This is a genomic window from Rhodococcus maanshanensis NBRC 100610 (assembly GCF_001894865.1).
GTDB classification, from domain to species: Bacteria; Actinomycetota; Actinomycetes; order Mycobacteriales; family Mycobacteriaceae; genus Rhodococcus_G; species Rhodococcus_G maanshanensis.
The window spans coordinates 15,302-40,036 of sequence record NZ_BCXA01000008.1 but is presented as its reverse complement, the minus strand read 5'-3'; the positions used below and the strand labels follow the sequence as shown (position 1 = coordinate 40,036).

The following is a 24,735-nucleotide window of genomic DNA, read 5'->3' as shown; positions in this document are numbered from 1 at the left end:
ACCATGCCGATCAACGAGACCATTGCCCAGTACAGCGACTGGGCGTTCGAGTCTGCGTTCGCGATCTACGTCCTTGCCTTCGTGCTGCTGATCGCCCAGTACGCGACCGCGCGGGCGAACGAGGTCCAGGCCCGCGAGGCCCGCGAACTGGTGGCCGCCGGTGGCGGCGCCGGGCCCGCGGCGCCGTCCGTGCCGGGCAAGGTGATCGAGGCGCCGCGTAAGCCCTGGTCCGAACGGCTCGGCAACATGGCGCTCGCGCTGCTGGTCGTCGGCGTCGCGCTGCACGTCGGCTCGATCGTGCTGCGCGGCTTCGCCACCGACCGGTTCCCGCTCGGCAACATGTACGAGTTCGTCACGATGGCGACCGCGGCCGCGATGCTGATGGGGTTGGTGCTGCTGCGCAAGCAGACCTACCGCTCGCTCTGGGTGTTCGTGATCGTCGTTGTGATCCCGCTGATGTTCATGGCTGCGACCGTCCTGTACGCGGACGCAGCGCCCGTCGTGCCTGCGCTGCGGTCGTTCTGGCTGCCCATTCACGTCACCATCGTGGCCACCGGCAGCGGCATCTTCCTGGTCTCCGGCGTCGCGAGCCTGATGTTCCTGCTCCGGATGCGGCAGCCGAAGGGCGAGGAGAGCGACGGCTTCTGGGGCAAGGTCGCCGAGCGACTGCCCGACGCGCAGACCCTCGACCGGCTGGCCTACAAGACCACGATCATCGCCTTCCCGCTGTTCGGTGCGGGCGTGATCCTCGGCGCCATCTGGGCGGAGGCGGCCTGGGGCCGATTCTGGGGCTGGGACCCCAAGGAGACGGTGTCCTTCATCGCCTGGGTGATCTACGCCGCCTACCTGCACGCGCGGGCGACCTCCGGGTGGCGCGACACCAGGGCCGCGTGGATCAACATCGCCGGATTCGTCGCGATGCTGTTCAACCTGTTCATCATCAACATGGTGGTCTCCGGCCTGCACTCCTATGCAGGCCTGACCTGATTCTCCGATAGGAACCAGACCGCGCGGCCTGCTATTGTCCCAGCGCGGACTCGGCGATTGGACGAGTTCGGGGGGAAGTGAGCAACAGGGGGAGTGCCGCCGTGGCGGAGAACAACGTCGGTTCGTGGGAGTCCGTGAGTCCGGAGGCGCAGGAGCCGTTCGCGCAGGCAGGGCCAGCCCCTGCGCCGCAGGCGCCCGAGCGGCACCATGTCGTCTCGGCCCGTGACCTGTCGACGTCGCTGCTGCTCAAGCAGGTCAAGCCCGCTCCGACGACCGGGTGGCGCAAGGCGCTGTACCAGCTGTCGGGCCGGTACATCAACGTCGGGAACAGCGCAAAGGAGCAGCGCCGCCTCGAGCTGACCAAGCAGGTCAACCAGCCGCTGCAGGGCTGCTACAAGATCGCGCTGCTCAGCCTCAAGGGCGGCGTCGGCAAGACGACGACGACCGCGACGCTCGGTTCCACCTTCTCCTCGCTGCGCGGCGACCGGGTCATCGCGGTCGACGCGAACCCGGACCGCGGCACCCTGAGCCAGAAGATCCCGCTCGAGACGCCCGCGACCGTGCGCAACCTGCTGCGCGACGCCGACAGCATCGAGAAGTACAGCGACGTCCGTGGGTACACCTCGCAGAGCGGCCATAGGCTCGAGGTGCTCGCCTCGGACAGTGACCCTGCCGTCTCCGAGGCCTTCAGTGCCGAGGACTACTCGACCACCATCGACATGCTCGAGAAGTTCTACTCGATCGTGCTGACCGACTGCGGCACCGGTCTCATGCACTCGGCGATGCAGTCCATCCTCGAGGAGGCCGACTCGCTTGTCGTGGTGAGCTCGGGCTCCGTCGACGGCGCCCGCAGCGCGTCGGCGACGCTGGACTGGCTCGACGCGCACGGTTACGCGGATCTGGTGAGCAAGTCGGTGGCGGTGGTCAACGCCGTGCGGCCGCGCTCGGGCAAGGTGGACCTCGCGAAGGTCGTCGAGCACTTCGAGCAGCGCTGCCGGGCCGTGCGCCTGATCCCGTTCGACCCGCACCTGGAGGAGGGCGCCGAGATCGACCTCGACCGGCTCCGCCCACAGACCAGGAACGCCCTGCTCGAGCTGGCCGCCGCGGTCGCCTCGGACTTCCCGATGTCGAGTTTCGCGATGCAGGATCGGCTCTGACACAAGCGATTTGATCTTGATCGGACCGTGAGCGGCGCGTGATCCGACCCTGAACGTCAGGCTCAGCGTTCGCGCTCCGTCACCCAACTGTGGCGGACTTGTGACCCCGTGTTCGCTGCGATAACGGTCTTCGGGCGGATGATCGGAACATGCGCGCGGTCCGGCACAGGCTTCGGATGTGGAATGGTATTGCGCTGGCCACGGCACTCTCCCTCGCGGTCGGGGTGGTCAGCGGGTTTTTCGATGAGCCGAAGACCGACCCCGAATCCGTGGTGAAGCGCTTCACCGCCGCCCTCACCGAGGGCGACGCAGGCGCGGCCGCGGAGCTGACCTCGTACCCGGCCGCGGCCGAGGCGGCCATCACCCAGGCCTTCGACGGCCTGCATGCCGAGAAGGCCACGTTCGACGTCAACCAGTACATCCCGCTCGGTGACGATGCCGGGATCTTCAACGCGACAGCGGACTGGACCTTCGGCGACGGAAAGAACTGGCAGTACAACATCAATGGCCGCGTCAGGAAGCTCAGCGTCGGCTGGCGGGTGTCGTGGCAGCCGCAGACCCTCGCGCCTGGGCTGGGCAACGGAAGGACCCTCCGGTACGACCGCACGGACGCCGCGCCCCCGCGGGTGTTCGACATCGCAGGGAACCTGATGATGACCGAGCAGCGGATCAACACGGTCACCCTCGACCCCGCCGCCATGCCGGACCCGGTGTTCAGCACGAACAGGCTGGCGAAGGTCATCGAGCCGGTCGCGCCGCTCATCACGGGGCAGACGTTGATGCAGGAGCTGGCCGCGACACCGGGCCAGCGGGTGACCGCGGTGAGCCTGCGCGACGACGACTTCGCGGTGCTCGAGGACGACCTGCGGGCCGTGCCCGGCGTCGTTATCGTTCAGCAACTCAAGCTGATCAGCAACGACCGCAGGATCTCCGGGCCGATGGTCGACGCGATGCGCAAGGTCTGGCAGCTCAACCGCGACGAGACCGCGGGCTGGGCGGTGAACGCGGTCGACCCCGACGGAACGCCGATCCGGCAGACCGGTTTCCAGGGGCCGCCCGGGCCCGACATCCGGTCCACCCTCGACCCGCGGGTGCAGCTGGCCGCGGAGGAGGCGGTGGTCAGCGTCGGCACGCCCGCGGTGATCGTGATGATGCAGCCCTCGACCGGCGCGCTGCTGGCGGTCACCCAGAACAACCAGGCCGCGGAGATGGGGCCGGTGGCGTTCACCGGGCAGTTCCCGGCCGGGTCGGCGTTCGATGTGGTCGGGGCCGCGGCCACCGCGCAGAACATCGACCTCCAGCAGGCAGGCCGACAGCTCGGGCTCGGCATGGACTACGAGATCACCGGCCTCGAACAGCGGACCGACGACCTCGACGGCAAGGGCGCCAACCTCGTGAGGACGGCGTCGGGGCCCGACTCGGAGAAGCAGGTGAAGGTCAGCCCCCTCGGGATGGCCCTTGTCGCGGCGTCGGTCGCCCGCGGATCGACCGCGGTGCCGGTGATCGCCGCGGGTCAGCCGGCCACCACGAACGAGTCGCCCGCTCCGATGCCGCGGGAGGTGAACGACCGGCTGCGCACGATGATGTGGGAGAACGTGCACCGCGGGCCCGCCTCGATGCTGGCCGACCAGGGCGACCTCATCGGGATGACCGGCTCGTTCGAGGACGACCGGTGGTTCTACGGGGCGAAGGGCGATCTCGCGTTCGCGGTCCTCGTCAAGGACGCGGACGGCTCGGATCAGGCCGTCAAGATGACCAGCAAGCTGTTCAAGGAGATGGCGAAGCCGCCGACTCCCTGATCCGTTGCGCCCCGCTCACTCCTTGGGGTCGACCGGGCCGCTCTCGGGATTCTCGCCCGTGGTGGGGCGGGTCCGATGGTTCATCCGCCACATGAACTCCGGATCGTCGTCCGGGCCGAGAACGCGTCCCGCGGGCGGCGCGGAGGTGTCGGGACCGAAGGCCTTCCACAACAGCACCGCCAGTATCACCAGCGCTATCAGCGTCACCAGATAGATCACGACGCACCTCCTTGATTCGAGCGTAGCCGCGTGACGGCGCGGCGGCACCATGGTCTGGACGCACGAACGGGCGGTTATCGGGCAGACCTTTCGGCCGATGCCCCGATAACCGCCCGTTCGTGACAGGCGTGTGTGGTCAGGCCGAGACGATCACCGAGGAGCCGTGGCCGAACAGGCCCTGGTTCGCCGTGATGCCGATGCGGGCGCCCTCGACCTGACGGCCCTCGGCCTGTCCGCGGAGCTGCCAGGTGAGCTCGCAGACCTGCGCCAGCGCCTGGGCGGGCACGGCCTCGCCGAAGCAGGCAAGGCCGCCGGACGGGTTGACCGGGATCCGGCCGCCGATGGTGGTCTCGCCTGCGCGCAGCAGGTGCTCGGCCTCGCCGCGCTTGCACAGCGCGAGGTCTTCGATCCAGTCCAGCTCGACCGAGGTGGCCAGGTCGTAGACCTCGGCGACGTCGACGTCCTCCGGCGAGATGCCTGCCTCCTCGTAGGCCGCGTAGCCGATCGACTCCTTGAAGGTCCGCTCGGGAGCGGGCACAGCCGAGGCCGAGTCGGTGGAGAAGTTCGGCATGTCCATGATGGTCTGCGGGAACGTCGGCGTCACGGTCGAGATCGCCTTGATCCGAACCGGTTCCGCGATGCCCATCTTGCGGGCGTACTCCATCGAGGTGAGGATGATCGCCGCGCCGCCGTCGGAGGTCGCGCAGATGTCCAGCAGGTGCAGCGGGTTGGACACCACGGGGGAGGCCAGCACGTCGGCAGCCGTGACCTCCTTGCGGTAGCGGGCGTACGGGTTGTTCAGGCCGTGCTTGGCGTTCTTGACCTTGACCGCGGCGAAGTCCTCCGCGGTCGCGCCGTAGAGGTCGATGCGGCGGCGCGCGTTGAGCGCGAAGTACGCCGGGTTGGTCATGCCCATCAGGCGGAACCGCAGCCAGTCCGGGTCGTCCCAGCGCTCGCCCGCGACCGGTGCCAGGAAGCCCTTCGGCGTGGTGTCGGCGCCGACCACGAGGGCGACGTCGGACAGGCCGGCCAGGATCCGGGCCCGAGCGGTGTCGAGCGCCTGGGCGCCGGTCGCGCACGCGGCGTACGAGGTGGCGACGCGGGCGCCGTTCCAGCCGAGTGCCTGGGCGAAGGTCGCGCCCGCGACGTAGCCGCCGTAGCCGTTGCGGACGGTCTCGCCGCCGACGATGAAGTCGACGTCCTGCCAGTTCACGCCGGAGTCGGCGAGGGCAGCCCTGGCCGCCGCGACGCCGTACTTCACGAACGACTGGCCCCACTTGCCCCAGGGGTGCATCCCCACACCGAGGATGGCGACGTCGTTGTTGGATCCTGCGCCGCTCATGCCTGTGCTCCGTTCGCGTTCGTGTCGGTGGTGGTCGGCTTCCAGCGCCAGATGGTGCGCACGCCGGTCTCGTCCGTGTAGAGCGGTTCGACGACCAACTCGACGTCGTCGCCGACCTTCAGGTCGTCGACGCCGAAGCCCTCGGCAACCTGTCCGAGCACGACGAGGCCCTCCGGCAGCTCGACCGCGGCCAGTGCGAACGGCACGTACGGGTCGGTGACCGGGATGTACGGGGCAGGCGGCTGGTACTGGGCGTCGGTGTACGACCACACCTTGCCGTGGCGGGAGAGCTCGACGTCCTCGAACTCCTCGCCCGAGCAGGCCGGGTTCTTGCAGAAGGTGGTCTCCCGCGGGAACGAGATCGTGCCGCACGACTGGCACGAGGTGCCGATCAGGGCCGGTGCCGGGCCGGTGGTGAACCAGCCCGCTACCGCTGGTGTGACGCTGTCGCCGGCGGCCTGTGTGGCGGTGTCGCTCATGCAAACCTCATCTGCTGTCGAGCCTGATCGGACGGTCGGGACCGGTGTCCCGAAGTAGAACGTGTTGCAGTATCGCACGGGATCGGCGATGTCGAGGGCGAGATCCCGCCCAGCGGGCGTCCGATCCGGATACGTTGTGAACCATGGCTGCCGGGAAGGGCGGGAGTCCGGCCGTCGAGATCGAGGTCGACGGCCGGATGGTGCGCGTCTCGAACCCGGATCGCGTCTATTTTCCCGCAACCGGGGCGACAAAGCTCGACCTCGTCGAGTACTACCTGTCCGTAGGCGACGGCATCGTGCGCGCGCTCTACGAGCGGCCGTGCATGCTGCACCGGTTCCCCGAGGGGCTGGCGGGGGAGAAGGTGCACCAGAAGCGGATCCCGCGCGGCGCGCCGCCCTGGCTGGAGACGGTCCGCCTGCACTTCCCTCGCTACGACAGGTATGCCGACGAGCTGTGCGTGACCGAACTGGCCGCCGTCGCCTGGGCGGTGCAGATGAGCACGGTCGAGTTCCATCCATGGAACAGCCGTCGCGGTGACACGGAGAGGCCCGACGAGTGGCGGATCGACCTTGATCCGATGCCGGAGTGTGACTTCGGCCGGGTGCGCCGCGTCGCGGCCGTGGTGCACGAGGTGCTCGACGAGATCGGCGCGACCGGCTGGCCGAAGACGTCGGGTGGGCGCGGCCTGCACGTCTACGTCCGGATCGCGCCGGATCACGGTTTCGGCGACGTCCGGCTGGCGGCGCTTGCGTTCGCGCGGGAGGTCGAGCGGCGTGCGCCGGATGAGGTGACCACGACGTGGTGGCGCAAGGATCGGGACCCGGCGGCGCTGTTCGTCGACTACAACCAGAACGCCCGCGACCACACGATGGCCGCGGCGTACTCGGTGCGCGGGGTCCCGGACGCACGGGTGTCGGCGCCGCTGCGCTGGGACGAGATCGACGGTGCGCGGCCAGAGGATTTCACGATCGGCACGATGCCCGCTCGATTCGCGGAGCTCGGCGACCTGCACAAGGGGATCGACGACGCGACTTTCGACATCTCGCCCCTGCTCGAGTGGGCCGAGCGCGATGCGCGCGACGGTGCCGCCGTGCCGCCGGAACCCGAGCGGGGGTGAGGCGGCGGACCGGACTCGGTCAGCGGGTGGTGGCCTCGGTGGTCAGCGACCGGAGCAGCTCCATCACCTCGGACTCGCGGAATCGGCGGTGACCGCCGGGGGTGCGCAGGGAGCCGAGGCGTCCGGCGTGAGCCCATCGGGTGACCGTCTTCGGGTCGACGTGGAACAGGGCGGCAACCTGACCGGGGGTCAGCAGCGATTCCTGGGTGGCGCGGAACGACGGGGCGCTCATCGAGGATCCTCCATGCGCTTGTGCGGTACGAACGGTGCGGACATCCTGGCACCCGGTGCCCTGGGTACTCGAACGATCCCGATTTGGTAAAGCGGAGGTAATTCGCAAATCGGATAAGTCCGGCACCCGAGTCCCGTGATCGGCGGGTCGGTAACCTGGGAGGGTGACTGATTCCTCGCAGAACCCCGCCCCGTCGAACGCCAAACGCTCGCTGGCGCGGGATCTCGGTCTGTACACCGTGGCCCGGCTCGGCCTCGTCGTCCTGATCGCGGCGATCATTCTCGGCGTCAGTCAGTTGGTGAACGTGGACGTGCCGCTGCTGGTGGCGCTGATCTTCGCGGTGATCATCGCGCTGCCGCTCTCGCTGGTGCTGTTCGGCAAGCTGCGTACCCGGGTCAACGAGGAGATCTCCGCGGTGGACGCCCGGCGCAGGGCGGACCGTGACGATCTGCGGGCCAAGCTGCGCGGCGACGGATCCGGTGACGCCGACGGCCGCAAGTGACCGCCGCGATGGGGGTCGTCGACCACAGCGCGCCACGGGACTGGGTGGACAACGCGGTTCGGCTGATCGACGCCGATTCCCAGCGGAGCGCGGACACCCACCTGCTGCGCTATCCGCTGCCGGTCGAGTGGAACATCCAGCTCTATCTCAAGGATGAGTCCACCCACATCACAGGAAGCCTCAAGCATCGGCTCGCGCGCTCGCTGTTCCTGTACGCCATCTGCAACGGCTGGGTGACCGAGGGCACCACGGTGATCGAGGCGTCGTCGGGGTCGACCGCGGTCAGCGAGGCCTACTTCGCGAAGCTGCTCGGCCTGGACTTCGTCGCCGTGATGCCGCGGAGCACCAGCCCCGCGAAGATCGCGCTCATCGAGGCGCAGGGCGGCAGCTGCCACTTCATCGATCGTCCTTCGGAGATCTACGCGGAGGCGAGCAGGCTGGCGTCCCAGTGCAACGGTCACTACATGGACCAGTTCACCCATGCGGAGCGGGCCACCGACTGGCGCGGGAACAACAACATCGCCGAGTCGATCTTCCAGCAGATGACGCTCGAGCAGCATCCGATTCCGGACTGGGTCGTGGTCGGCGCGGGCACCGGCGGCACCAGCGCCACCATCGGGCGATACATCCGATACCGCAGGCACGCCACCCGGCTGTTGGTGGTCGACCCCGAGAACTCCGCGTTCATCGGCGGCTACGAGACCGGGTCCGCCGCGTACGAGACCGGGATGCCGTCGCGGATCGAGGGCATCGGCAGGCCGCGGGTCGAGCCCTCGTTCGTCGGGCAGGTCGTTGACCGGATGGTTGCGGTGCCGGACGCGGGGTCGATCGCGGCCGCCAGGCACGTCAGCGAGGTCCTCGGCCGACGGGTCGGCGGGTCGACAGGGACCAACGTGTGGGGCGCCTTCGGTGTGATCGCGGAGATGCTCGCCGCCGGCAGGACGGGCAGCGTCGTGACCCTGCTCTGCGACGGAGGGGAACGCTACGCGGGAACGTATTTCAACGACGAGTGGGTGCGCGGCGAGGGCATCGACCTGGCCGCGCCGACCGAGGTGTTGGAGTCCTTCGCGGCCACTGGACGCTGGTCGGCCTGACGTCCCCTCGCCCGGTGTCGCCGATGGTCGCGGTCAGCCGGGCGTCCTGACCGCCGCGAGCATCGCGCCCAGGTGCGCGCGGCTGACCCGGACCGCGGCCTCCTCGTCGCCCGCCGCGATGGCCTCCACCAGGGCGAGGTGCTCGTCGGCGTCCGGTTCCTTGTCCGTCTCGCGCAGGCCCAGCAGCTCGATCATCTCGACAAGGGCCTCGGTCAGCCGGGGCACGAAGGTCTCGAACAGTTCGCTCAGGACCCGGTTGTGTGCGGCCGCGACCACCGCGCGGTGTACCGCGATGTCGGCCTCGACGAAGGCGTGATGGTCCGAGGTCACGGCCGCCGCGCGCCGATCGAGTGCGCGCCGCATCGCCGTCACGTCCCGCGCGGTGGCGCGCTGCGCGGCCAGTCGGGCGGCCTCCACCTCGATCGCGTTGCGCACCTCGACGACCGCGGCGATGGCCTCGGCGCGGAGCACGCCGTCCCAGCCATCGGCTGCCAGCGGTTCGGTGCGCTCGACGAACACGCCGGCACCCTGCCGTGACCGCAGCAGTCCCTGTCCGGCGAGCATCCGGAGCGCCTCGCGGACGGTGGATCGGCCGACGCCGAGTTCGGCGGCGAGGGTGGTCTCGCCCGGGAGCTTGGCGCCGACCGCCCATTCGCCCGCGCCCAGTCGCGCCAACAGCAGATCCGCGGTCTGGTCGGCGAGCAGATTTCGGCGGGGCGTCGCGACCACGCAAACTCCTCAGGTTGTCAGACAAGTTGATCTCGTCTAGCTTAGCCGACGTGGCCATTCGCGGACTGCTCCTCGGACGCCGCGGCGGGGTCTGACCGGACCGGCTCCCCGCCGCGGGGTTCAGCCGTGCCGGTCGATCGATCCCGATCCGCACAGGAGCCCCACGTGAACTGGAACCCCCAAGCCCCGTCCCCGATGCCCTCGCACCGCTACCGGCCGTACACCGACCGGGTGCAGGTGCCGCCGACCGAGCGCAGCTGGCCGTCGAACCGGACCACCGTCGCGCCCCTCTGGGTGCCCGTCGACCTGCGCGACGGCAACCAGGCGCTGGCCGAGCCGATGGACCCGGCCCGCAAGCGCCGCTTCTTCGAGCACCTGATCGCCATGGGCTACAAGGAGATCGAGGTCGGCTACCCCTCCGCCAGCCAGACCGACTTCGATTTCGTCCGGGACCTGGCGACGCTCGGACTGGTGCCCGACGACGTCACCGTCGTGGTGTTCACCGCCGCCCGCACCGACCTCATCGAGCGAACTTTCGAATCGGTGCGCGGGCTGCCGAACGTGGTGCTTCACATGTACACCGCGACCGCGCCGACCTGGCGGTCGGTCGTGCTCGGACGCGATCGAGACGAGCTGCACCGCTTGATCTTCGACGCGGCGCAGGACGTGGCCAGGTGCGGCGACACCGCGGCGGGGGTGCGCTACGAGTTCTCGCCCGAGGTGTTCAACCTGACCGAGCCGGACTTCGTCCTCGAGGTGTGCAACAGCCTCACCGAACTGTGGGACGCCTGCCGGGACCGGCCGGTGATCCACAACCTGCCCGCGACAGTGGAGATCGCGACACCGAACGTCTACGCCGACCAGATCGAGTACATGCACCGGCACCTCGATCGCCGCGACTCGGTGATCCTGTCGGTGCACCCGCACAACGACAGGGGCACCGGCGTCGCCGCCGCGGAACTCGCGGTGCTGGCGGGCGCGCAGCGGGTGGAGGGCTGCCTGTTCGGCAACGGTGAGCGGACCGGGAATGTTGACCTGGTGACGCTGGGGCTGAACCTGCACGCGCAGGGCGTCGACCCGATGATCGACTTCTCCGACCTCGACGCGGTGCGGCGAACGGTGGAGTACTGCAACAGGATCAGCGTGCACGAGCGTCATCCCTACGGCGGCGACCTCGTGTACACCGCGTTCTCGGGCACGCACCAGGACGCGATCAAGAAGGGCCTCGCCCAACACCGCGCCGAGGCGCGGGCGGAGGGGACGGATCCGGACCTGGCGCCATGGGACGTGCCCTACCTGCCGATCGACCCCCGTGACGTCGGCCGCGACTACGAGGCCGTGATCCGGGTGAACAGCCAGTCCGGCAAGGGCGGCATCGCGTACCTGCTGCTGAGCGGCTACGGGATCGACCTGCCGAGGGGCCTGCAGATCGACTTCGCGCGGCGGGTCCAGCGCACCGCAGATGACAGCGGGGCTGAGGTGACCGCGCAACAGCTGTGGGACCTGCTGCTCGCCGAGTACGGCAATCACGGCGAGCTCGCTCGGTGGGCGGTCGAGCACCGGGAGGACGGCGATCGGCTGCGGATCGAGGCCACGGTGGGCGGCGCGCCCGTCGAGGGTGCCGCGACCGCGAGCGGACCCGTCGAGGCGCTGACCCGAATCCTGTCCGAGCACGGGCGGGAGGTGGAGGTGCTGAGCCTGGTGGCGCAGTCGGTGAGCGAGGGCAGCGACGGCCGCGCGATCACCTTCGCGCGGTGCCGAATCGACGGGGGCACGCGGTGGGGCGTTGGACTCGATTCCTCGGTCACCGCGTCGGCGCTGGAATCTGTGCTGGCCGCGGTCGCGGGGACCGCCTAGTTCCGGTCCGGCAGGAGCCGGCACGACCCGAACGCCGGGTTCGGGCAGGCCGCGATCGTCGATTGCGGCCTGCCCGACCTCTCAGCTCGCGGCGACCTTCGCCTCCGCGTCGGTGTCCGCGAACTGGGTGCGGTACAGCTCCTCGTACCGTCCGCCGACGGCGAGCAGCTCGTTGTGCGTGCCGCGCTCGACAACCCGGCCGTCCTCGATGACCAGGATCAGGTCCGCCGCCCGGATCGTGGACAGTCGGTGCGCGATCACCACCGAGGTCCGGCCGGCCAGTGCCTCGCCGAGTGCCGCCTGCACCGCGGCCTCCGAGGTGGAGTCCAGGTGCGCGGTGGCCTCGTCGAGGATCACCACCCGCGGGTGCGCGAGCAGCAGACGGGCGATGGTCAGTCGCTGACGCTCGCCGCCCGAGAGGCGGTATCCCCGCTCACCGACGACGGTGTCCAGCCCGTCGGGCAGGGCCTCGATCAGCTCGGTCAGGCGGGCCCGGCCGAGCACCTCCCACAGCTGCTCCTCGGTCGCCTCGGGCCGGGCCAGGAGCAGATTCGCCCGGATCGACTCGTGGAACAGATGACCGTCCTGGGTGACCATCCCGACCGCGCCGCGGATCGAGGCGGCGGACAGCTCACGCACGTCAACGCCGGACAGCCGCACGGCGCCGGAGTCGGCGTCGTAGAGCCGGGGCACGAGTTGCGCGATGGTGGACTTGCCGGCGCCGGACGAGCCGACCAGTGCGACCATCTGGCCGGGCTCCACGCGGAACGACAGCTCGTGCAGGACCTCGACACCGCCGCGGTTGTCGAGCTGTGCGACCTCCTCGAGCGAGGCCAGTGACACCTTGTCCGCGGACGGGTAGGCGAAGCGCACCTTGTCGAACTCCACCGACACCGGCCCGTCCGGCACCGGAAGCGGGTTCGGCTTCTCGGCGATCAGCGGCTCGAGATCGAGCACCTCGAAGACCCGCTCGAAGCTGACCAGCGCGCTCATCACCTCGACACGTGCGCTCGCGAGCGCGGTCAGCGGGGCGTACAGCCGGGTCAGCAGCAAGGCAAGGGCCACAACGGAACCCGCGTCGAGCTGACCCTTGAGTGCGTAGAAACCGCCGAGTCCGTAGACCAGCGCGAGGGCAAGCGCGGAGACGAGGGTCAGCGCGGTGACGAAGGCGGACTGCACCATCGCGGTGCGAACCCCGATGTCGCGCACCCGGCCCGCGCGGGTCGCGAACTCAGCGGATTCCTCCGCGGGGCGACCGAACAGCTTGACCAGCGTCGCGCCGGGAGCGGAGAACCGCTCCGTCATCTGGGTGCTCATGGTCGCGTTGTGGTTCGCGGCCTCGCGCTGCAGGTGCGCCATCCGCGATCCGATCCGGCGGGCGGGCAACACGAACACGGGAAGCAGCAGCAGTGAGAGCAGGGTGATCTGCCAGGAGATGCTGAGCATCACGACCAGGGTCAGGGTGAGGGTGACCAGGTTCGCGACGACCCCGGAGAGGGTGTCGCTGAACGCCCGCTGGGCGCCGATCACGTCGTTGTTGAGACGGCTGACCAGCGCCCCTGTCCTGGTGCGGGTGAAGAACGCGATCGGCATCTTCTGCACGTGGTCGAAGACCGCGGTCCGCAGGTCGAGGATCAGGCCCTCGCCGATGCTCGCGGACAGGAAGCGGTTGTAGAGGGCGAGGCCGGCCTCGACGATCGCGATCAGCGCGATCAGCACCGCGAGTTTGATCACGACGCTGGTGTCGGAGCCGTTGACGATGCCGTCGACCACGCGTCCGGCCAGCACGGGGGTGGCGACGGCCAGCGCGGCAGTGACGACGCTGATCAGCAGGAACTGGGCGAGCTTGCGGTGGTGCGGCTTGGCGAAGCCGAGGATTCGACGGACCGTCGCCATCGAGAACGGCCGCTTCTCGTCGTGGGAGTTCATCATGCGGTACATCGAGCTCCACGCGACGGATTCCATGCTCATGGTGGACCTCTCGGGTTGTTGTGACCGGTGCAACGCTACGGAGGGGGTCCGACATACCCGGATTCCCCGCCCGTCTGCACCGACCGTAAAACCTCGAGTTAACTTGAGGTCAAGTCGGTTCGTCCGTCACTGTCGAGTGCACTCAGGGGCAGTGCGCGGGCGCGTCCTCGGAGAATGGTTCGTCGTCGGGGAGCACGTAGGTCACCAGCAGGACCACCGGCTCGGTACCGAGGTTCAGCCCGACGTGGTCGTCGCCGGGATCCTCGGTGACCCAGGAGCCCGCGGGCGAGGTCTGCCGGGAGCAGTCGGCGAGCACCCGGGTCAGCGTGCCCGCGGCCACGATCCCCTGGACGTGTCCGTTGTGGTGGTGCCAACCGGTGCTGCCGCCCGGCGCGATCACGATCCGGCGCAGGGTGCCCTCCACCTCGTCGGAGACCGGCGGGTGCCCGGGTGGCGGCGGCGGGAGCAGGATCGGATTGAGTTCGAGTTCGGCGAGGGTCTCCGCGGTCACGCCAGTCGGCGGGGTGGCAAGGGCGGGAGCGCCGACGCTGATCGCGCACAGTGCGGCGAGGGTGGCGGGTACGGCCAGTCGGGCGAACTTGGTCACGGCGGTCATGTCCGGATCCGTTCGGTTCGGAGAACCGGGGCGGCGGCGGGGCGGGATTGCCCGCGGCACGGCTCTCGCCTGTATCGATCGTCTCGCAGTCCGGTCGATTCCGCGACGGAACGGACGACGGGATTCAGTGCGTGTCCGCCCGGATCCCGTCGCATCTGGAACAGGTTCTAGCTACGATTCGTCCATGCGCACCAGTCGAGTTCTCGCCCTGTCGGCCGCCGGAATCGCCATGGCCGTGGTGGCCGTCGTGGCCACGGCGGGACCCGCGGCCGCCGGTCCCGCCGTGTCGGCCGACCCGACGCGGGTCGACACCGAGCGCGAGGCGGTGGCCCGGGCCTACATCGACGCGCTTGTCTCGCACGACGCGTCCGCCGTGAAGTTCGCCCCCGACGCGACCAGGGTCGAGGCCGGGCTCAAGACCGGCTTCTCCGGCCCGCAGATGACCCGCGACCTCGAGCACGGCCCGCAGTACCGGGTCATCCGGGGCATCAGGGACCTGCGGATGTCCGAGTCCGGCGACGTGGTCACCACCACGTATCTGCTGGACGCCGGCGTCGGTGACGTGCGTCTGATGACCGTCGAGATCACCGAGACCTTCGAGGTCCCGGACGGAACCATCCACGCCATCGTCGCGCACATCAGGCCGAAGTCACTCTTCTGAGCGGACGGCAGGCGGGCTGACGGGCCCCTGGTCCGGACTCAGTCCTTGCTGATCAACTGCGAGGCGAGCGCGGTGCCCGCGGCCACGGCGCCAACCGACGGCCACGCGCCGATCTTCTTCGCCAGCGGATGCGAGGCGCCGAACGCGCCGAGGTAGGTGGCGAGCAGCGCGGCGCCCCGCGCTGGTCCCGAGCTCCGCGCCCAGTTGGTGGTGCACACGGCGCCGACCGCGGCCAGCACGGCGCCGCCGAGCGGTCGGTTGCCCGTCTGCTGGGCGACGGCGAAGCCGCCGACGAGTCCTCCTGCGGCGAGCGCGGATACGGCGGTCTTGGGCAGTGCCATCGGTATAGCTCCTCTGGTCGACGTCAACTCATCACCACGGTAACCGCCGGCCGGCCGCGACCACTCGTGTCAACCCTGCTTGACACGTTCGACGTGTCAATTTAGATTGACAGACATGACCGAAGCAACGGATCTGGCGGCCGCGGCGGGCAGCCCCGACCCCAAGGTGGGCCTGCGGGCGGTGCTCGCACTGCGCAGGCTCCTCGAACGACTGGAGACGATCCAGGTCCAGAACGCCCGCAGGCAGGGCTGGTCCTGGCAGGCCATCGCCGACTCGCTCGAGGTCAGCAGGCAGGCAGTTCACCAGAAACACAACAGGAAGGGCAGGTAGCGGCATGTTCGAACGGTTCACGACCGAGGCGCGCACCGCGGTTATCGGCGCGCAGGCGGAGGCAAGGGCGCTCGGGTCCCCGCAGATCGGTACCGAGCACCTGCTGCTCGGCGTCGTCGCGGCGGCGGAGGGCACACCGCTGGGGCGCACGCTCGACGATGCCGGACTCACTCTCGACGCGACGCGGGCAGCGGTCGCCGAGGCGCGGAGCGGTCAGGCGCTCGGCGCGGAGGACGCCGAGGCGCTCCGATCGATCGGCATCGATCTCGACGCGGTGCGGGAGAGCCTCGACGCCGGCTTCGGCGAGAACGCCCTCGATCGTGCGGAACCGGGCGAACGGCGCGGCTGGTTCGGGCGGCTGGTCGGCGGGCACGTCCCGTTCACGGCGGCGTCGAAGAAGGCTCTCGAGCTCTCACTCCGGGAAGCACTGGCGCGCAAGGACGACCATATCGGTGCCGAGCACATCCTGCTCGGCATCCTGTGCGGAGACGATGCGGGTGCCCGCGACGTGATGGCGGCGCAGCTCGACCCGGCGGACCTGCGCAGGCGGATTCTCGAACTGCTCGACCGCGCGGCCTAGGTGTAGTTCCCAGACAGGTTGCGAACGGCGTGCCGTGACGAAGTAGGCGAGGACCTCCGGTATCGGTGTGGTTACCACACACACCCCGACCACCGAGAGGTCCTCGTGTCACACGCTAATGCCTTCCTGTCTCCCCGTGGTCGTTTGGCCCTCGCACGGCTCGTCGTCGCCGATGGCTGGTCCCTCCGTCGCGCCGCCGAACGGTTTCAGTGCTCACCGTCGACCACGAAGAAGTGGGCGGACCGCTACCGCGCCGCAGGCGAGGCCGGCATGGTCGATCGTTCGTCGCGACCACACTCGTGCCCGCACCAAACCCCGACCCGCACCGAACGCCGCATCATCGGGCTGCGATTCACCCGCCGTTGGGGACCACACCGCATCGCCTACCACCTCCACCTGGCCAGATCGACCGTCGAGGCGGTCCTGCGGCGCTACAAGATGCCCAAACTCGTCCACCTCGACCAGGCCACCGGCCTGCCCGTCCGGCGAGAGCCCGCCCGACGCTACGAACACGACAAGCCCGGCGACCTGGTCCACGTCGACATCAAGAAACTCGGTCGCATCCCCGACGGCGGTGGACACCGCAGGATCGGCCGCCAGATAGGCCGCAGGAACCGCTCCGCGATGGGCTACGCCTACCTGCACCACGCCGTCGACGACCACTCCCGCCTGGCGTACTCCGAGATCCTCTGCGACGAACGTAAGGAGACCGCCGCCGGGTTCTGGAACCGCGCCAACACCTTCTTCGCCGCCCACCAAATCACCGTCACACGGGTGCTCACCGACAACGGATCCTGCTATAGGTCAAAAGATTTCGCCGCCGCACTGGGTGGAATCGTCCACAAGCGGACCCGCCCATATCGACCGCAGACCAACGGGAAGGTTGAGCGATTCAACCGCACCCTCGCCGCCGAATGGGCCTACGCCCAGACGTACACCTCCGAAGCGGCCCGTGCAGCGACCTACCAGCAGTGGATCCATCACTACAATCACCACCGACCCCACACCGGGATCGGAGGCAAGTCACCCATCGGCCGCGTCGGCGTCCACAACGTCCCCGGGAACTACACCTAGGGCCTGGGGGCGGCCTGCCCGGTCAGAAGGTGCCTGCCGCCTCGACCGGATCCAGGACCTCGATCGTCGGCGGGCCCTGGACGCCTGCCGCGGCCGTGACCCGTGCGACCTTGTCGTTGCCGTCGAAGAAGCGCTGGAAGCCCTCCGCACTGTCCCACTCGTCGACCACGACCAATCCGCCCGAGTTCGCCGCGAACCGGTGATGACGGGCACCGTGACCTTTCGCGTCGCCGCTGATCTCCTCGAGCAAGGCGGCGTTGTCGGCGAGTGACTGCTTGGCCGCGGACACATCCGCGACGTCGAAATGCAGGATGACGACCACGCTCATGATGGCTCCTCGTGCCCCCGGTGTTGCGCCGCCCGGGTCGTCCGCGTGCGCGAGCCCGGCCGGGGCCCTCCCTCAGTCAGTATCGCGCCGGTCCGGCCGCGGGGAAAGTGCCGATCCCACGATGCGCCGCATCGTCACCCGGGGCCACGCGTCGAGGCCGCGGTCCGCCTCGTGCTCACGGATCGCCCTCAGGCCGGGCGTCAGCTCGTCGGCGGGCACCACCCGGAACCCCAGTCGCTCGTAGTACGGCGCGTTCCATGGCACCTGGGCGAACGTGCTGAGGGTCAGCCAGGGGTACTTCCGCTCGGCGGCCCAGCGCTCGACCTCGTCGATCAGCGCCGCCCCCAGCCGCCGCCCCGCGTGGGCGGGATCGACGGACACCTGCTCGAGGTGAGCGGTGCCGTCGACCACAAGGGCGAGCGCGTAACCGATCGGGAGATCGTCCTCCGATGTCGCGACCCAGGCGCGGCCCGCGCGCTGATACTCGGCCAGCTCGCTCACCGTCGGTGGAGCGTCGTCGGCAACCGCGTCCATCCCGACCGAGCGGAACGGCAGGCCCGCGGCGATCTCGATGGCAGGTAGGTGGACGAGGTCTGTGGTGGTGGCCGAACGGATCACCCGTCCTTTCTAGCGGCTGGGCCGCCGCCGCGCCGCCCGTGCCTCGCCGATGTGCCAGCATGCACCCATGACTTTCCTGATTCGTCTGGCGATCAATGCGATCGCGATCTGGCTGGCCGCCTCCTGGGTGACCGGCATCGACATCGCCACCACCTCGGACGGGGGGACGGGCAACGACATCCTGGTGGTCGTGTTCATCGCGTTCGTGTTCACGGTCGTGAACGCCTTCATCAAGCCGCTGGTGCAGTTGCTGTCGCTGCCCCTGCTGATCCTGACCCTCGGCCTGTTCACCCTGGTGATCAACGCGCTGATGCTCTTGCTCACCTCCTGGATCACCGAGACGACCGATTTCGGGATCTCCGTGGACGGGTTCTGGACGGCGGTCTGGGGTGCGCTGATCATCTCGATCGTGAACTTCGTGCTCACCGCGGTGGTGCCCTCGGCGAAGCGCTGAGGGAACCGGGGCCGCGCCGTTCGGCTGCTCGGCGTTCTGGAGGGTCCTCAGCCCAGGCCGAGCGCCAGCGCGGTGGTCGCGCCCCACACCAGCATCGCCAGCCCGGTCCCGGCCAGCGCCGGGATCAGGGCCAGGCCCTGTCCGCCGGAGCGCACCGGGGCATTGGCCTTGACCGCCAACGGAAGTGCGAGCAGTCCGACCAGGGCCAACGGCGTACGGGCCACCAGGACCAGCGTCACGACGAACGGCACCACCAGCAGTGCCAGGTGCAGGGTGCGGGTGCCCCGATCGCCGAGCCGCACCGCGAGGGTGCGCTTGCCGGATTCAGTGTCGGTGGGGATGTCACGCAGGTTGTTCGCCACCAGCACCGCACTCGAGAACGACCCGACCGCGACGGCCGAGACCGCGCCGGCCCAGTCGATCCGTTCCGCCTGGACGAACTGGGTGCCGAGTACGGCGATCAGGCCGAAGAAGACGAACACCGCGACCTCGCCGAACCCGCTGTACCCGTACGGATTCCTGCCGCCGGTGTAGTACCAGGCGCCGGCGATACAGAGCGCGCCGACCAGGATCAACCACCAGGCGGAGGTCAGTGCGAGCACCACCCCGACCACCCCGGCGAGCCCGAAACAGATGAACGCGGCCCGCTTCACGGCGGCGGGCGAGGCCAGCTTCGAGCCGACCAGCCGCAGTGGTCCGACCCGGACGTCATCGGTGCCACGGATCCCGTCTGAGTAGTCGTTGGCGTAGTTCACCCCGACGATGAGCGCCACCGAGACCACCAGCGCCAGCACGGCCTTCCACCACACCGCGCCGTCGAGGGAGGCCGCGGCGCCGGTACCCACCAGCACCGGGGCGATCGCGTTCGGCAGGGTGCGCGGTCGGGCACCCTCGATCCACTGCGAGACAGAAGCCATGAGGCGATCCTTGCACCTACCCACAATCCGGCTGTGGACCGCCGCTCCGATTAGCATTGTCGCCGGTGCAACCCGAAACGAGCGACTCCGCAGTGACCGCTGATCCACGGCCACTGATAGTGGTGTCCCTTTTGGGCGAAATCTCGACGCGCCGAGGCGGTGAGCTGGTGCCGTTGCCTGGGGCAAGGGCGCGCAGCCTGCTGGTGGCCCTCGCGGGCAGGCCGGGGCGCAGCCGCAGCGCCCAGTCACTCATCGAGGACGTGTGGGGAGAGACTCCTCCGCGTTCACCGATCAATGCGCTGCACACCCAGATCTCGCGGCTGCGCGGGGCGCTGCCCGAGGGAGCGATCGAGATCGGGCCAGCCGGGTATCGGCTCGACCTCACCCGGGCGCAGGTCGACCTCACACTCGCGCGGATGTGGGAGCAGCAGGCACAGCAGCTGATGGCCGAGGGTGATCCGCGCGGGGCGATCGACACGATCCGCAGGGCAAGGGCGCTCTGGCGCGGGGAGCCTGGTGCCGATCTGCCTGCAGGCGACCTGGCGCGGGAGCTGGTCGAGGAGGGGCACGCGCGACTGGCCGCGCTGGACGTGGTCGAGGTCGTCGCCCTCGTCGGGGTTGGCGAGCTGGGCGAGGCGCTGCCGCTGGCCGAGCAGATGGCAGCGCGCGCCCCGCTCGACGAACGTGCGCACGAACAGCTGATGGTGGTGCTGTACGGACTCGGTCGCGCGAACGACGCGCTCGAGGTGTTCGCCGGACTCCGCGCGCGGCTGGCGGACCGGCTCGGCACCGACCCCTCGCCGCGGCTGGTGCGGCTCAATGCCGCTGTGCTGAACGGAGACCTGCCGGTGCGCGCGGCCTCGGGGGAGGCGCCGGAGCCCACCCGCCCAGCGCCCCGGCCGGCCCTGATGGCGGTCGGCCTGCGCGCGGCGCCGAACGCGCTGCTGGGGCGCGAGGCGGACCTGGACGCGATCGAGGACCTGCTGGCGACCTCCCGGGTGGTGACGGTGCTCGGTCCCGGCGGAACCGGGAAGACCCGGGTGGCGCACGCGCTCGGCTCGCGGGCCGCGGAGCGGGTTCCTGTCGCCCTCGTCGAGCTCGCGTCCCTGCGCAGCGGCGAGGACGTGGTCGCGGCCATCAGCGGCACGCTCGGGCTCAGCGAGGCGGAGCTCACCCCGGGCACCGCGCTGACAAGGGCAAGGCGCTACGACGCTCGCGACCGGCTCCGGGAGGCGCTGTCGGCCCGGCCGACGCTGTTGATCCTGGACAACTGCGAGCACCTGATCGACGACGTCGCCGAGGTGGTGGCCGACCTGGTGGCGGCCAGTGCGAACCTGACCGTGCTCGCCACCAGCCGGGCCCCGATGGCGATCACCGCCGAGGCCGTGTACCCGTTGCCGCCCCTGGTGATCGACGAGTCCGGATCGCCCGCAACGGATCTGTTCCGGACCCGTGCGCTGGCCGTGCGTCCGGCGGCCCTGCTCGATCCGGTGGAGGTCGCGCGACTGTGCCGGACGCTCGACGGGCTTCCGCTCGCCATCGAGTTGGCCGCCGCCCGGGTTCGCACGATGAGCGTGGCGGAGATCAACGCCAGGCTCGACGACAGGTTCGCGCTGCTGCGCTCCGGCGACCGGACCTCGCCGGAGCGGCACCGTACCCTGCGGGCCGTGATCGAGTGGAGCTGGAATCTGCTCGAGCAGGACCAGCAGGCCGCGCTGCGCCGATTGTGCAGGTTCCCTGCGGGTTTCACCCTCGCCGCTGCCGTCGAGGTGGCCCAGTGGGGAGAGGTGACCGACATCGCCGATGCCCTCGACGGACTGGTCAACCAGTCGATGCTCTCGGTCGTCGAGGGTGCAGACTCGTCGGGGCTGCGGTACCACATGCTCGAGACCGTGCGGGAATTCGGCGAGGGGCAGTTGGCCCGCGAGAACGAGTCGGGGGAGGTCGCCGCGCGCACTGTCGCCTGGGCGCGGACGTTCTGCCTCGACGCGGTGCGGGACTTCCTGGACGGCCATCAGGTCGTCACTGCCCTCCGGATCGAGGCCGAGCACGACAACCTCCTCGCCGTGCTTCGCCACACGCTGTCCGTCGGTGACGGGGTGGGCGCACTCACGGTGTTCCCGGTGCTCGGTGTCACGTGGTCCTTCCGTGGGGCCCATTCCGAGGTGATCGGGTTCGCGCCCCGGGTCCTCGAGATCGACCCGAGGCGGCACGGCCCGGACCTGTTGTCCGGGAACTGCCTGGCACTGACCTACCTGGTGATCGTCGGCCACACCGCATTCGGTGGCGTCGGAAGGGCGCTGGCGGTGACCCGGCTGAGGCTCCGCTGGGTCCTCGCGTCCCGGACGGACATCGACGCGGTGGTGCGGATGAACGCCTCGCTGGTGGTCATGCCCGCAACGGGAAAGGGGCTGGCCCGCAAGCTCGCTCGCGCGATCCGGTCCGAGGATCCGGGGGCACGGTCGTCGGCGTACATGGCGCGGGCCAACCTGCGGGAGAACAGCGGGGACCTGTACGGCTCCTGGGCCGACGCCACGGCGGCCAGGGAACTCGCGGAGGCGGGCGGGGACGTCTGGGGCATGGCCATGGTGCTACAGCACCTCGGCAGCCTGGCCGGGCAGTCCGCGCGGTACGGCGAGGCGGTCGGGCACTACCGGCGGGCAGCCGAGTTGCTCTGGGACCTGCACGCGTACGAGGAGAGCACCACGCTGCGCAGCTATATCGGGGCGGCATTGGTCGGTGCGGGCCGGGTCGAGGAGGCACGACGGGAGATGGTCGCGGGCGGGTCGGCTGTCGAGCAGTTGGAACTGTCCGCCGCGGGAGATCGTTCGACGTTCGGGCTTGGCGATGCAAGACAGAGCGCGGGCGCCATCGCGGCGGCGATGGCGGAGGTGGACCTGGCCGAGGGCTCGGTGGACGCCGGCCTGCGCGGATACCGCCACGCGCTGGAGTTGGTCGGCTGGCAGAACGCGGGGCAGAACCCCGATCCGTTCGGCTTCATGCTGTTGGCGGCGGCGGTGGCCGCGCACGCGCTCGCCGGTCGCGGGGAAGAGATCGCGGACCTGGTCGACACCTACGCGGGGCTGGTCATGACGCACCTCGGCCCGGACGGTTACCCGGATCTGCCGCAGACCGGTGGGGTGGCGTGCGCGGTTGGCAGCTTCGACATCGCGACCGGGAGGAACCCCGAGGGCGGGTTGCGGATGATCGCCCTGTCGACCAGGGTCGCTGCCCGACAGGACCTTCCGTCGATGCAGAGGACGCGGCACCTCGCCGCGGCGCGAAAGGCACTCGGTGCGGACCGGGTGGACGCGGAGCTGGCTCGGGTCGAACGGATGCCGCGGCGCGTCGCACGCGACGAGATCCTCGCGGCGTTGCGCGAGCGTTGACACAACCGTGCGCGCGTCCCCCCCAGGTCGGGGTGAACGCGCGCACGGGTGGCCGAATCAGTTACGTCTTGCGCATGTAGGTCCGGACGGTCAGCGGCGCCATCACCGCGACGATGATCGCGGCACCGAGCAGGGACCACACGACGTGGATGCCGAAGTGGCCGTCGTTGGCCAGATCGCGCACGGCGGTGACGACGTGCGAGACCGGGTTCACGTTCACGAAGGCCTGCATCCAGCCCGGCATGGTGTCGGCGGGCACGAACGCGTTGGACATGAAGGTCAGCGGGAACAAGATGAGCATCGAGATGCCCTGCACCGACGAGGCCTTGTTCATCAGCACACCCATCAGCGCGAAGATCCAGCTGATGGCGAACGCGCACACAATGACGAGCAGCCCGGCCGAGACGACGCCGATCACGCCGCCGCCCGGTCGGTAGCCCATCGCCAGGCCCATCGCGAAGGTGATGGTGGTGGCGATGAAGTAGCGGACCATGTCCGAGAGCAGCGCGCCGGCGAGCGGCGAGATGCGGGCGATGGGAAGGGATTTGAATCTGTCGAACACGCCCTTGTCCATATCCTCGCGCAGCTGGGTGCCGGTGACGATCGAGGCCGTGATGACGGTCTGCACGAGGATGCCGGGAATGATGATCGGCAGGTAGGACTCGACGTCGCCGGAGATGGCGCCGCCGAAGATGTAGGTGAACATCACAGTGAAGATCAGCGGCTGGATCACCACGTCGAACAGCTGCTCGGGATTGTGCTTGAGCTTGATCAGACCACGGTGGGCCATCGTGATCGACTGTGCGACGGTCTGGCTCAGGCTGATCGACCGAGCCGCCGGTGGCGGCCCCGGGTGGGTGGTCCTGGTGTCGGGCGCGAGGGTGGCGGTGGTCATGCGACGCTCCGTTCGGTATCGGACTCGGCTGCGGCGGAATCGGATTCGTCGGTTCCGTGGCCGGTGATGGTGAGGAAGACCTCGTCGAGGCTGGGCTTGCTGACCGTGATCTCGTCGACCGCGATCCCGTGCTCGCGCAGCCTGATCAGCAGCTCGGGGGTGACCGACGGATCGGTCAGCGGGGCAGTGAGCCTGCCCGCCTCGGGGGTGATCGCGACCTCGACGCCGAGCGACTCGGCGAGCAGCGATCGGGTCTGCTCGACGCGCGCCTTGTCGACGAGCTTGAGCTGCAGCGCGGACATCCCGACCGAGGCCTTGAGTTCGTCGGCGGTGCCGTCGGCGATGACCTTGCCGCGATCGATGACCGCGATCCGGTCGGCCAGTTGGTCGGCCTCGTCGAGGTACTGGGTGGTCAGCAAGACGGTGGACCCCTCCGCGACGAGTCGGCGGATGGTCTCCCACATCTGGGCGCGGGTGCGCGGGTCGAGACCGGTGGTCGGCTCGTCGAGGAACAGCAGCGGCGGGTGCGCGATCAGGCTGGCGGCCAGGTCGAGGCGCCTGCGCATGCCGCCGGAGAAGTTCTTCAGCGGCTTGGTCGCGGCCTCGACGAGGTCGAACTCCTCCAGCAGCTCGGCGGACTTGCGGCGCGCGTCCGATCGGGACAGGCCGAGCAGCCGGGAGAAGATCATCAGGTTCTCGGTGGCGGTGAGGTCCTCGTCCACAGAGGCGTACTGGCCGGTGACGCCGACCAGCGAGCGGACGGCGATGGGTTCGCGCACCACGTCGTGGCCGAAGATCCGGGCCTGACCGCCGTCGGGTCGCAGCAGGGTGGCGAGCATCCGGACGGTGGTGGTCTTGCCCGCGCCGTTGGGGCCGAGCACGCCGTAGACGGAACCGGTGGGGACGGTGAGGCTGACGCCGTCGACTGCGGTGGCGTCGCCGAATCGCTTGACCAACCCGACCGCTTCGATGGCGGGGGGAACCGAGAGGTTCATGCGGTGTCCTTTCGTGGAATTCGAATGACACAACAGTGCGGGGCCGCCCT

At 69.6% G+C, this 24,735-nt stretch carries 26 protein-coding genes; 13 read left to right on the top strand and 13 right to left on the bottom strand.

All coding sequences use genetic code 11. The features are described 5' to 3' along the window. The first annotated feature begins 3 nt into the window (after positions 1-3). The 3 genes from ccsB (at position 4) to RM1_RS05040 (ending at position 3,943) form a co-directional block, all read left to right on the top strand. Entirely contained in the window at positions 4-987 is a 984-nt protein-coding gene (gene ccsB, locus RM1_RS05050; RefSeq protein WP_072750281.1) for a c-type cytochrome biogenesis protein CcsB, read from the top strand. A 101-nt stretch (positions 988-1,088) separates the two neighbouring features. Next, entirely contained in the window at positions 1,089-2,144 is a 1,056-nt protein-coding gene (locus tag RM1_RS05045) for a MinD/ParA family ATP-binding protein (protein ID WP_425528673.1), read from the top strand. A 176-nt stretch (positions 2,145-2,320) separates the two neighbouring features. Beyond that, complete coding sequence (locus RM1_RS05040) at positions 2,321-3,943, top strand: NTF2-like N-terminal transpeptidase domain-containing protein (protein ID WP_072750280.1); 1,623 nt, start codon at positions 2,321-2,323, stop codon at positions 3,941-3,943. A 15-nt stretch (positions 3,944-3,958) separates the two neighbouring features. On the opposite strand, the gene RM1_RS05035 is transcribed toward RM1_RS05040, so the two are convergent. From RM1_RS05035 to RM1_RS05025, 3 genes are all read right to left on the bottom strand, one after another. Further along, entirely contained in the window at positions 3,959-4,162 is a 204-nt protein-coding gene (locus RM1_RS05035; RefSeq protein WP_027500719.1) for a membrane protein, read from the bottom strand. A 136-nt stretch (positions 4,163-4,298) separates the two neighbouring features. Beyond that, positions 4,299-5,504 carry a lipid-transfer protein gene (locus RM1_RS05030; RefSeq protein ID WP_027500718.1) on the bottom strand — a complete coding sequence of 402 codons (1,206 nt, stop codon included), beginning with the start codon at positions 5,502-5,504 and terminating at the stop codon, positions 4,299-4,301. Then, positions 5,501-5,983 (bottom strand): Zn-ribbon domain-containing OB-fold protein, encoded by a 483-nt coding sequence (locus RM1_RS05025; protein WP_072750279.1) that lies wholly within the window; start codon positions 5,981-5,983, stop codon positions 5,501-5,503. Before RM1_RS05025 ends, RM1_RS05030 begins: the two co-directional genes overlap by 4 nt. 143 nt (positions 5,984-6,126) lie before the next feature. Between RM1_RS05025 and ligD the strand changes: the two genes are divergently transcribed. Continuing rightward, on the top strand, positions 6,127-7,101 hold the full coding sequence (gene ligD / locus RM1_RS05020; RefSeq protein ID WP_072750278.1) for a non-homologous end-joining DNA ligase: 975 nt from the start codon (positions 6,127-6,129) through the stop codon (positions 7,099-7,101). A 19-nt stretch (positions 7,102-7,120) separates the two neighbouring features. Here ligD and RM1_RS05015 read toward each other — a convergent pair whose 3' ends face one another. Then, the gene (locus RM1_RS05015; RefSeq protein WP_072750277.1) at positions 7,121-7,333 is read right to left on the bottom strand and encodes a BldC family transcriptional regulator; all 213 of its coding nucleotides are present in this window, start codon (positions 7,331-7,333) and stop codon (positions 7,121-7,123) included. A gap of 163 nt (positions 7,334-7,496) precedes the next feature. On the opposite strand from RM1_RS05015, the gene RM1_RS05010 reads away from it, so the two are divergent. Together RM1_RS05010 and cds1 are read left to right on the top strand one after the other, a co-directional pair. Next, positions 7,497-7,835, top strand: coding sequence for a DUF4229 domain-containing protein (locus RM1_RS05010; RefSeq protein WP_072750276.1), 339 nt, complete (start codon positions 7,497-7,499; stop codon positions 7,833-7,835). Between the two features lie 8 nt (positions 7,836-7,843). Further along, complete coding sequence (gene cds1 / locus RM1_RS05005; RefSeq protein ID WP_072750335.1) at positions 7,844-8,929, top strand: L-cysteine desulfhydrase Cds1; 1,086 nt, start codon at positions 7,844-7,846, stop codon at positions 8,927-8,929. A gap of 33 nt (positions 8,930-8,962) precedes the next feature. Here the strand turns inward: cds1 and RM1_RS05000 are convergent, their stop codons facing one another. Continuing rightward, positions 8,963-9,658, bottom strand: coding sequence for a FadR/GntR family transcriptional regulator (locus RM1_RS05000; protein WP_072750275.1), 696 nt, complete (start codon positions 9,656-9,658; stop codon positions 8,963-8,965). A 195-nt stretch (positions 9,659-9,853) separates the two neighbouring features. On the opposite strand from RM1_RS05000, the gene RM1_RS04995 reads away from it, so the two are divergent. Then, positions 9,854-11,515 carry a 2-isopropylmalate synthase gene (locus RM1_RS04995; RefSeq protein WP_174562915.1) on the top strand — a complete coding sequence of 554 codons (1,662 nt, stop codon included), beginning with the start codon at positions 9,854-9,856 and terminating at the stop codon, positions 11,513-11,515. Positions 11,516-11,596: 81 nt separating this feature from the next. On the opposite strand, the gene RM1_RS04990 is transcribed toward RM1_RS04995, so the two are convergent. Beyond that, the gene (locus tag RM1_RS04990) at positions 11,597-13,486 is read right to left on the bottom strand and encodes an ABC transporter ATP-binding protein (protein WP_072750273.1); all 1,890 of its coding nucleotides are present in this window, start codon (positions 13,484-13,486) and stop codon (positions 11,597-11,599) included. 142 nt (positions 13,487-13,628) lie between these two features. Next, the gene (locus RM1_RS04985; protein WP_072750272.1) at positions 13,629-14,102 is read right to left on the bottom strand and encodes a cupin domain-containing protein; all 474 of its coding nucleotides are present in this window, start codon (positions 14,100-14,102) and stop codon (positions 13,629-13,631) included. A gap of 184 nt (positions 14,103-14,286) precedes the next feature. Here RM1_RS04985 and RM1_RS04980 point away from each other — a divergent pair, with 184 nt between their 5' ends. Beyond that, entirely contained in the window at positions 14,287-14,763 is a 477-nt protein-coding gene (locus RM1_RS04980; protein ID WP_072750271.1) for a DUF8021 domain-containing protein, read from the top strand. A gap of 38 nt (positions 14,764-14,801) precedes the next feature. Here the strand turns inward: RM1_RS04980 and RM1_RS04975 are convergent, their stop codons facing one another. Next, a complete protein-coding gene (locus RM1_RS04975) occupies positions 14,802-15,104 on the bottom strand; it encodes a hypothetical protein (protein ID WP_072750270.1) in 303 nt (100 codons plus the stop codon). 115 nt (positions 15,105-15,219) lie between these two features. Here RM1_RS04975 and RM1_RS04970 point away from each other — a divergent pair, with 115 nt between their 5' ends. The 3 genes from RM1_RS04970 to RM1_RS04960 all read left to right on the top strand — a co-directional run bounded on the left by RM1_RS04970 (position 15,220) and on the right by RM1_RS04960 (position 17,089). After that, on the top strand, positions 15,220-15,435 hold the full coding sequence (locus RM1_RS04970; RefSeq protein ID WP_027500706.1) for a hypothetical protein: 216 nt from the start codon (positions 15,220-15,222) through the stop codon (positions 15,433-15,435). Between the two features lie 4 nt (positions 15,436-15,439). Continuing rightward, complete coding sequence (locus RM1_RS04965) at positions 15,440-16,015, top strand: Clp protease N-terminal domain-containing protein (RefSeq protein WP_072750269.1); 576 nt, start codon at positions 15,440-15,442, stop codon at positions 16,013-16,015. A 105-nt stretch (positions 16,016-16,120) separates the two neighbouring features. Continuing rightward, the gene (locus RM1_RS04960) at positions 16,121-17,089 is read left to right on the top strand and encodes an IS481 family transposase (protein ID WP_072750268.1); all 969 of its coding nucleotides are present in this window, start codon (positions 16,121-16,123) and stop codon (positions 17,087-17,089) included. Positions 17,090-17,111: 22 nt separating this feature from the next. Here RM1_RS04960 and RM1_RS04955 read toward each other — a convergent pair whose 3' ends face one another. Then, complete coding sequence (locus tag RM1_RS04955; protein WP_072750267.1) at positions 17,112-17,417, bottom strand: hypothetical protein; 306 nt, start codon at positions 17,415-17,417, stop codon at positions 17,112-17,114. Positions 17,418-17,489: 72 nt separating this feature from the next. Beyond that, positions 17,490-18,035, bottom strand: a complete 546-nt coding sequence (locus tag RM1_RS04950; protein ID WP_072750266.1) for a GNAT family N-acetyltransferase — start codon at positions 18,033-18,035, stop codon at positions 17,490-17,492. Between the two features lie 67 nt (positions 18,036-18,102). Here RM1_RS04950 and RM1_RS04945 point away from each other — a divergent pair, with 67 nt between their 5' ends. Further along, entirely contained in the window at positions 18,103-18,489 is a 387-nt protein-coding gene (locus RM1_RS04945) for a phage holin family protein (protein ID WP_027500704.1), read from the top strand. Positions 18,490-18,536: 47 nt separating this feature from the next. Here the strand turns inward: RM1_RS04945 and RM1_RS04940 are convergent, their stop codons facing one another. Next, positions 18,537-19,406, bottom strand: coding sequence for a 1,4-dihydroxy-2-naphthoate polyprenyltransferase (locus RM1_RS04940; RefSeq protein WP_072750265.1), 870 nt, complete (start codon positions 19,404-19,406; stop codon positions 18,537-18,539). A gap of 167 nt (positions 19,407-19,573) precedes the next feature. Here RM1_RS04940 and RM1_RS04935 point away from each other — a divergent pair, with 167 nt between their 5' ends. Continuing rightward, positions 19,574-22,795, top strand: a complete 3,222-nt coding sequence (locus tag RM1_RS04935; protein WP_245816045.1) for an AfsR/SARP family transcriptional regulator — start codon at positions 19,574-19,576, stop codon at positions 22,793-22,795. A gap of 61 nt (positions 22,796-22,856) precedes the next feature. Here RM1_RS04935 and RM1_RS04930 read toward each other — a convergent pair whose 3' ends face one another. After that, a complete protein-coding gene (locus RM1_RS04930) occupies positions 22,857-23,690 on the bottom strand; it encodes an ABC transporter permease (RefSeq protein ID WP_072750263.1) in 834 nt (277 codons plus the stop codon). Further along, the gene (locus tag RM1_RS04925; RefSeq protein WP_072750262.1) at positions 23,687-24,685 is read right to left on the bottom strand and encodes an ATP-binding cassette domain-containing protein; all 999 of its coding nucleotides are present in this window, start codon (positions 24,683-24,685) and stop codon (positions 23,687-23,689) included. Before RM1_RS04925 ends, RM1_RS04930 begins: the two co-directional genes overlap by 4 nt. Positions 24,686-24,735 lie beyond the last annotated feature (50 nt).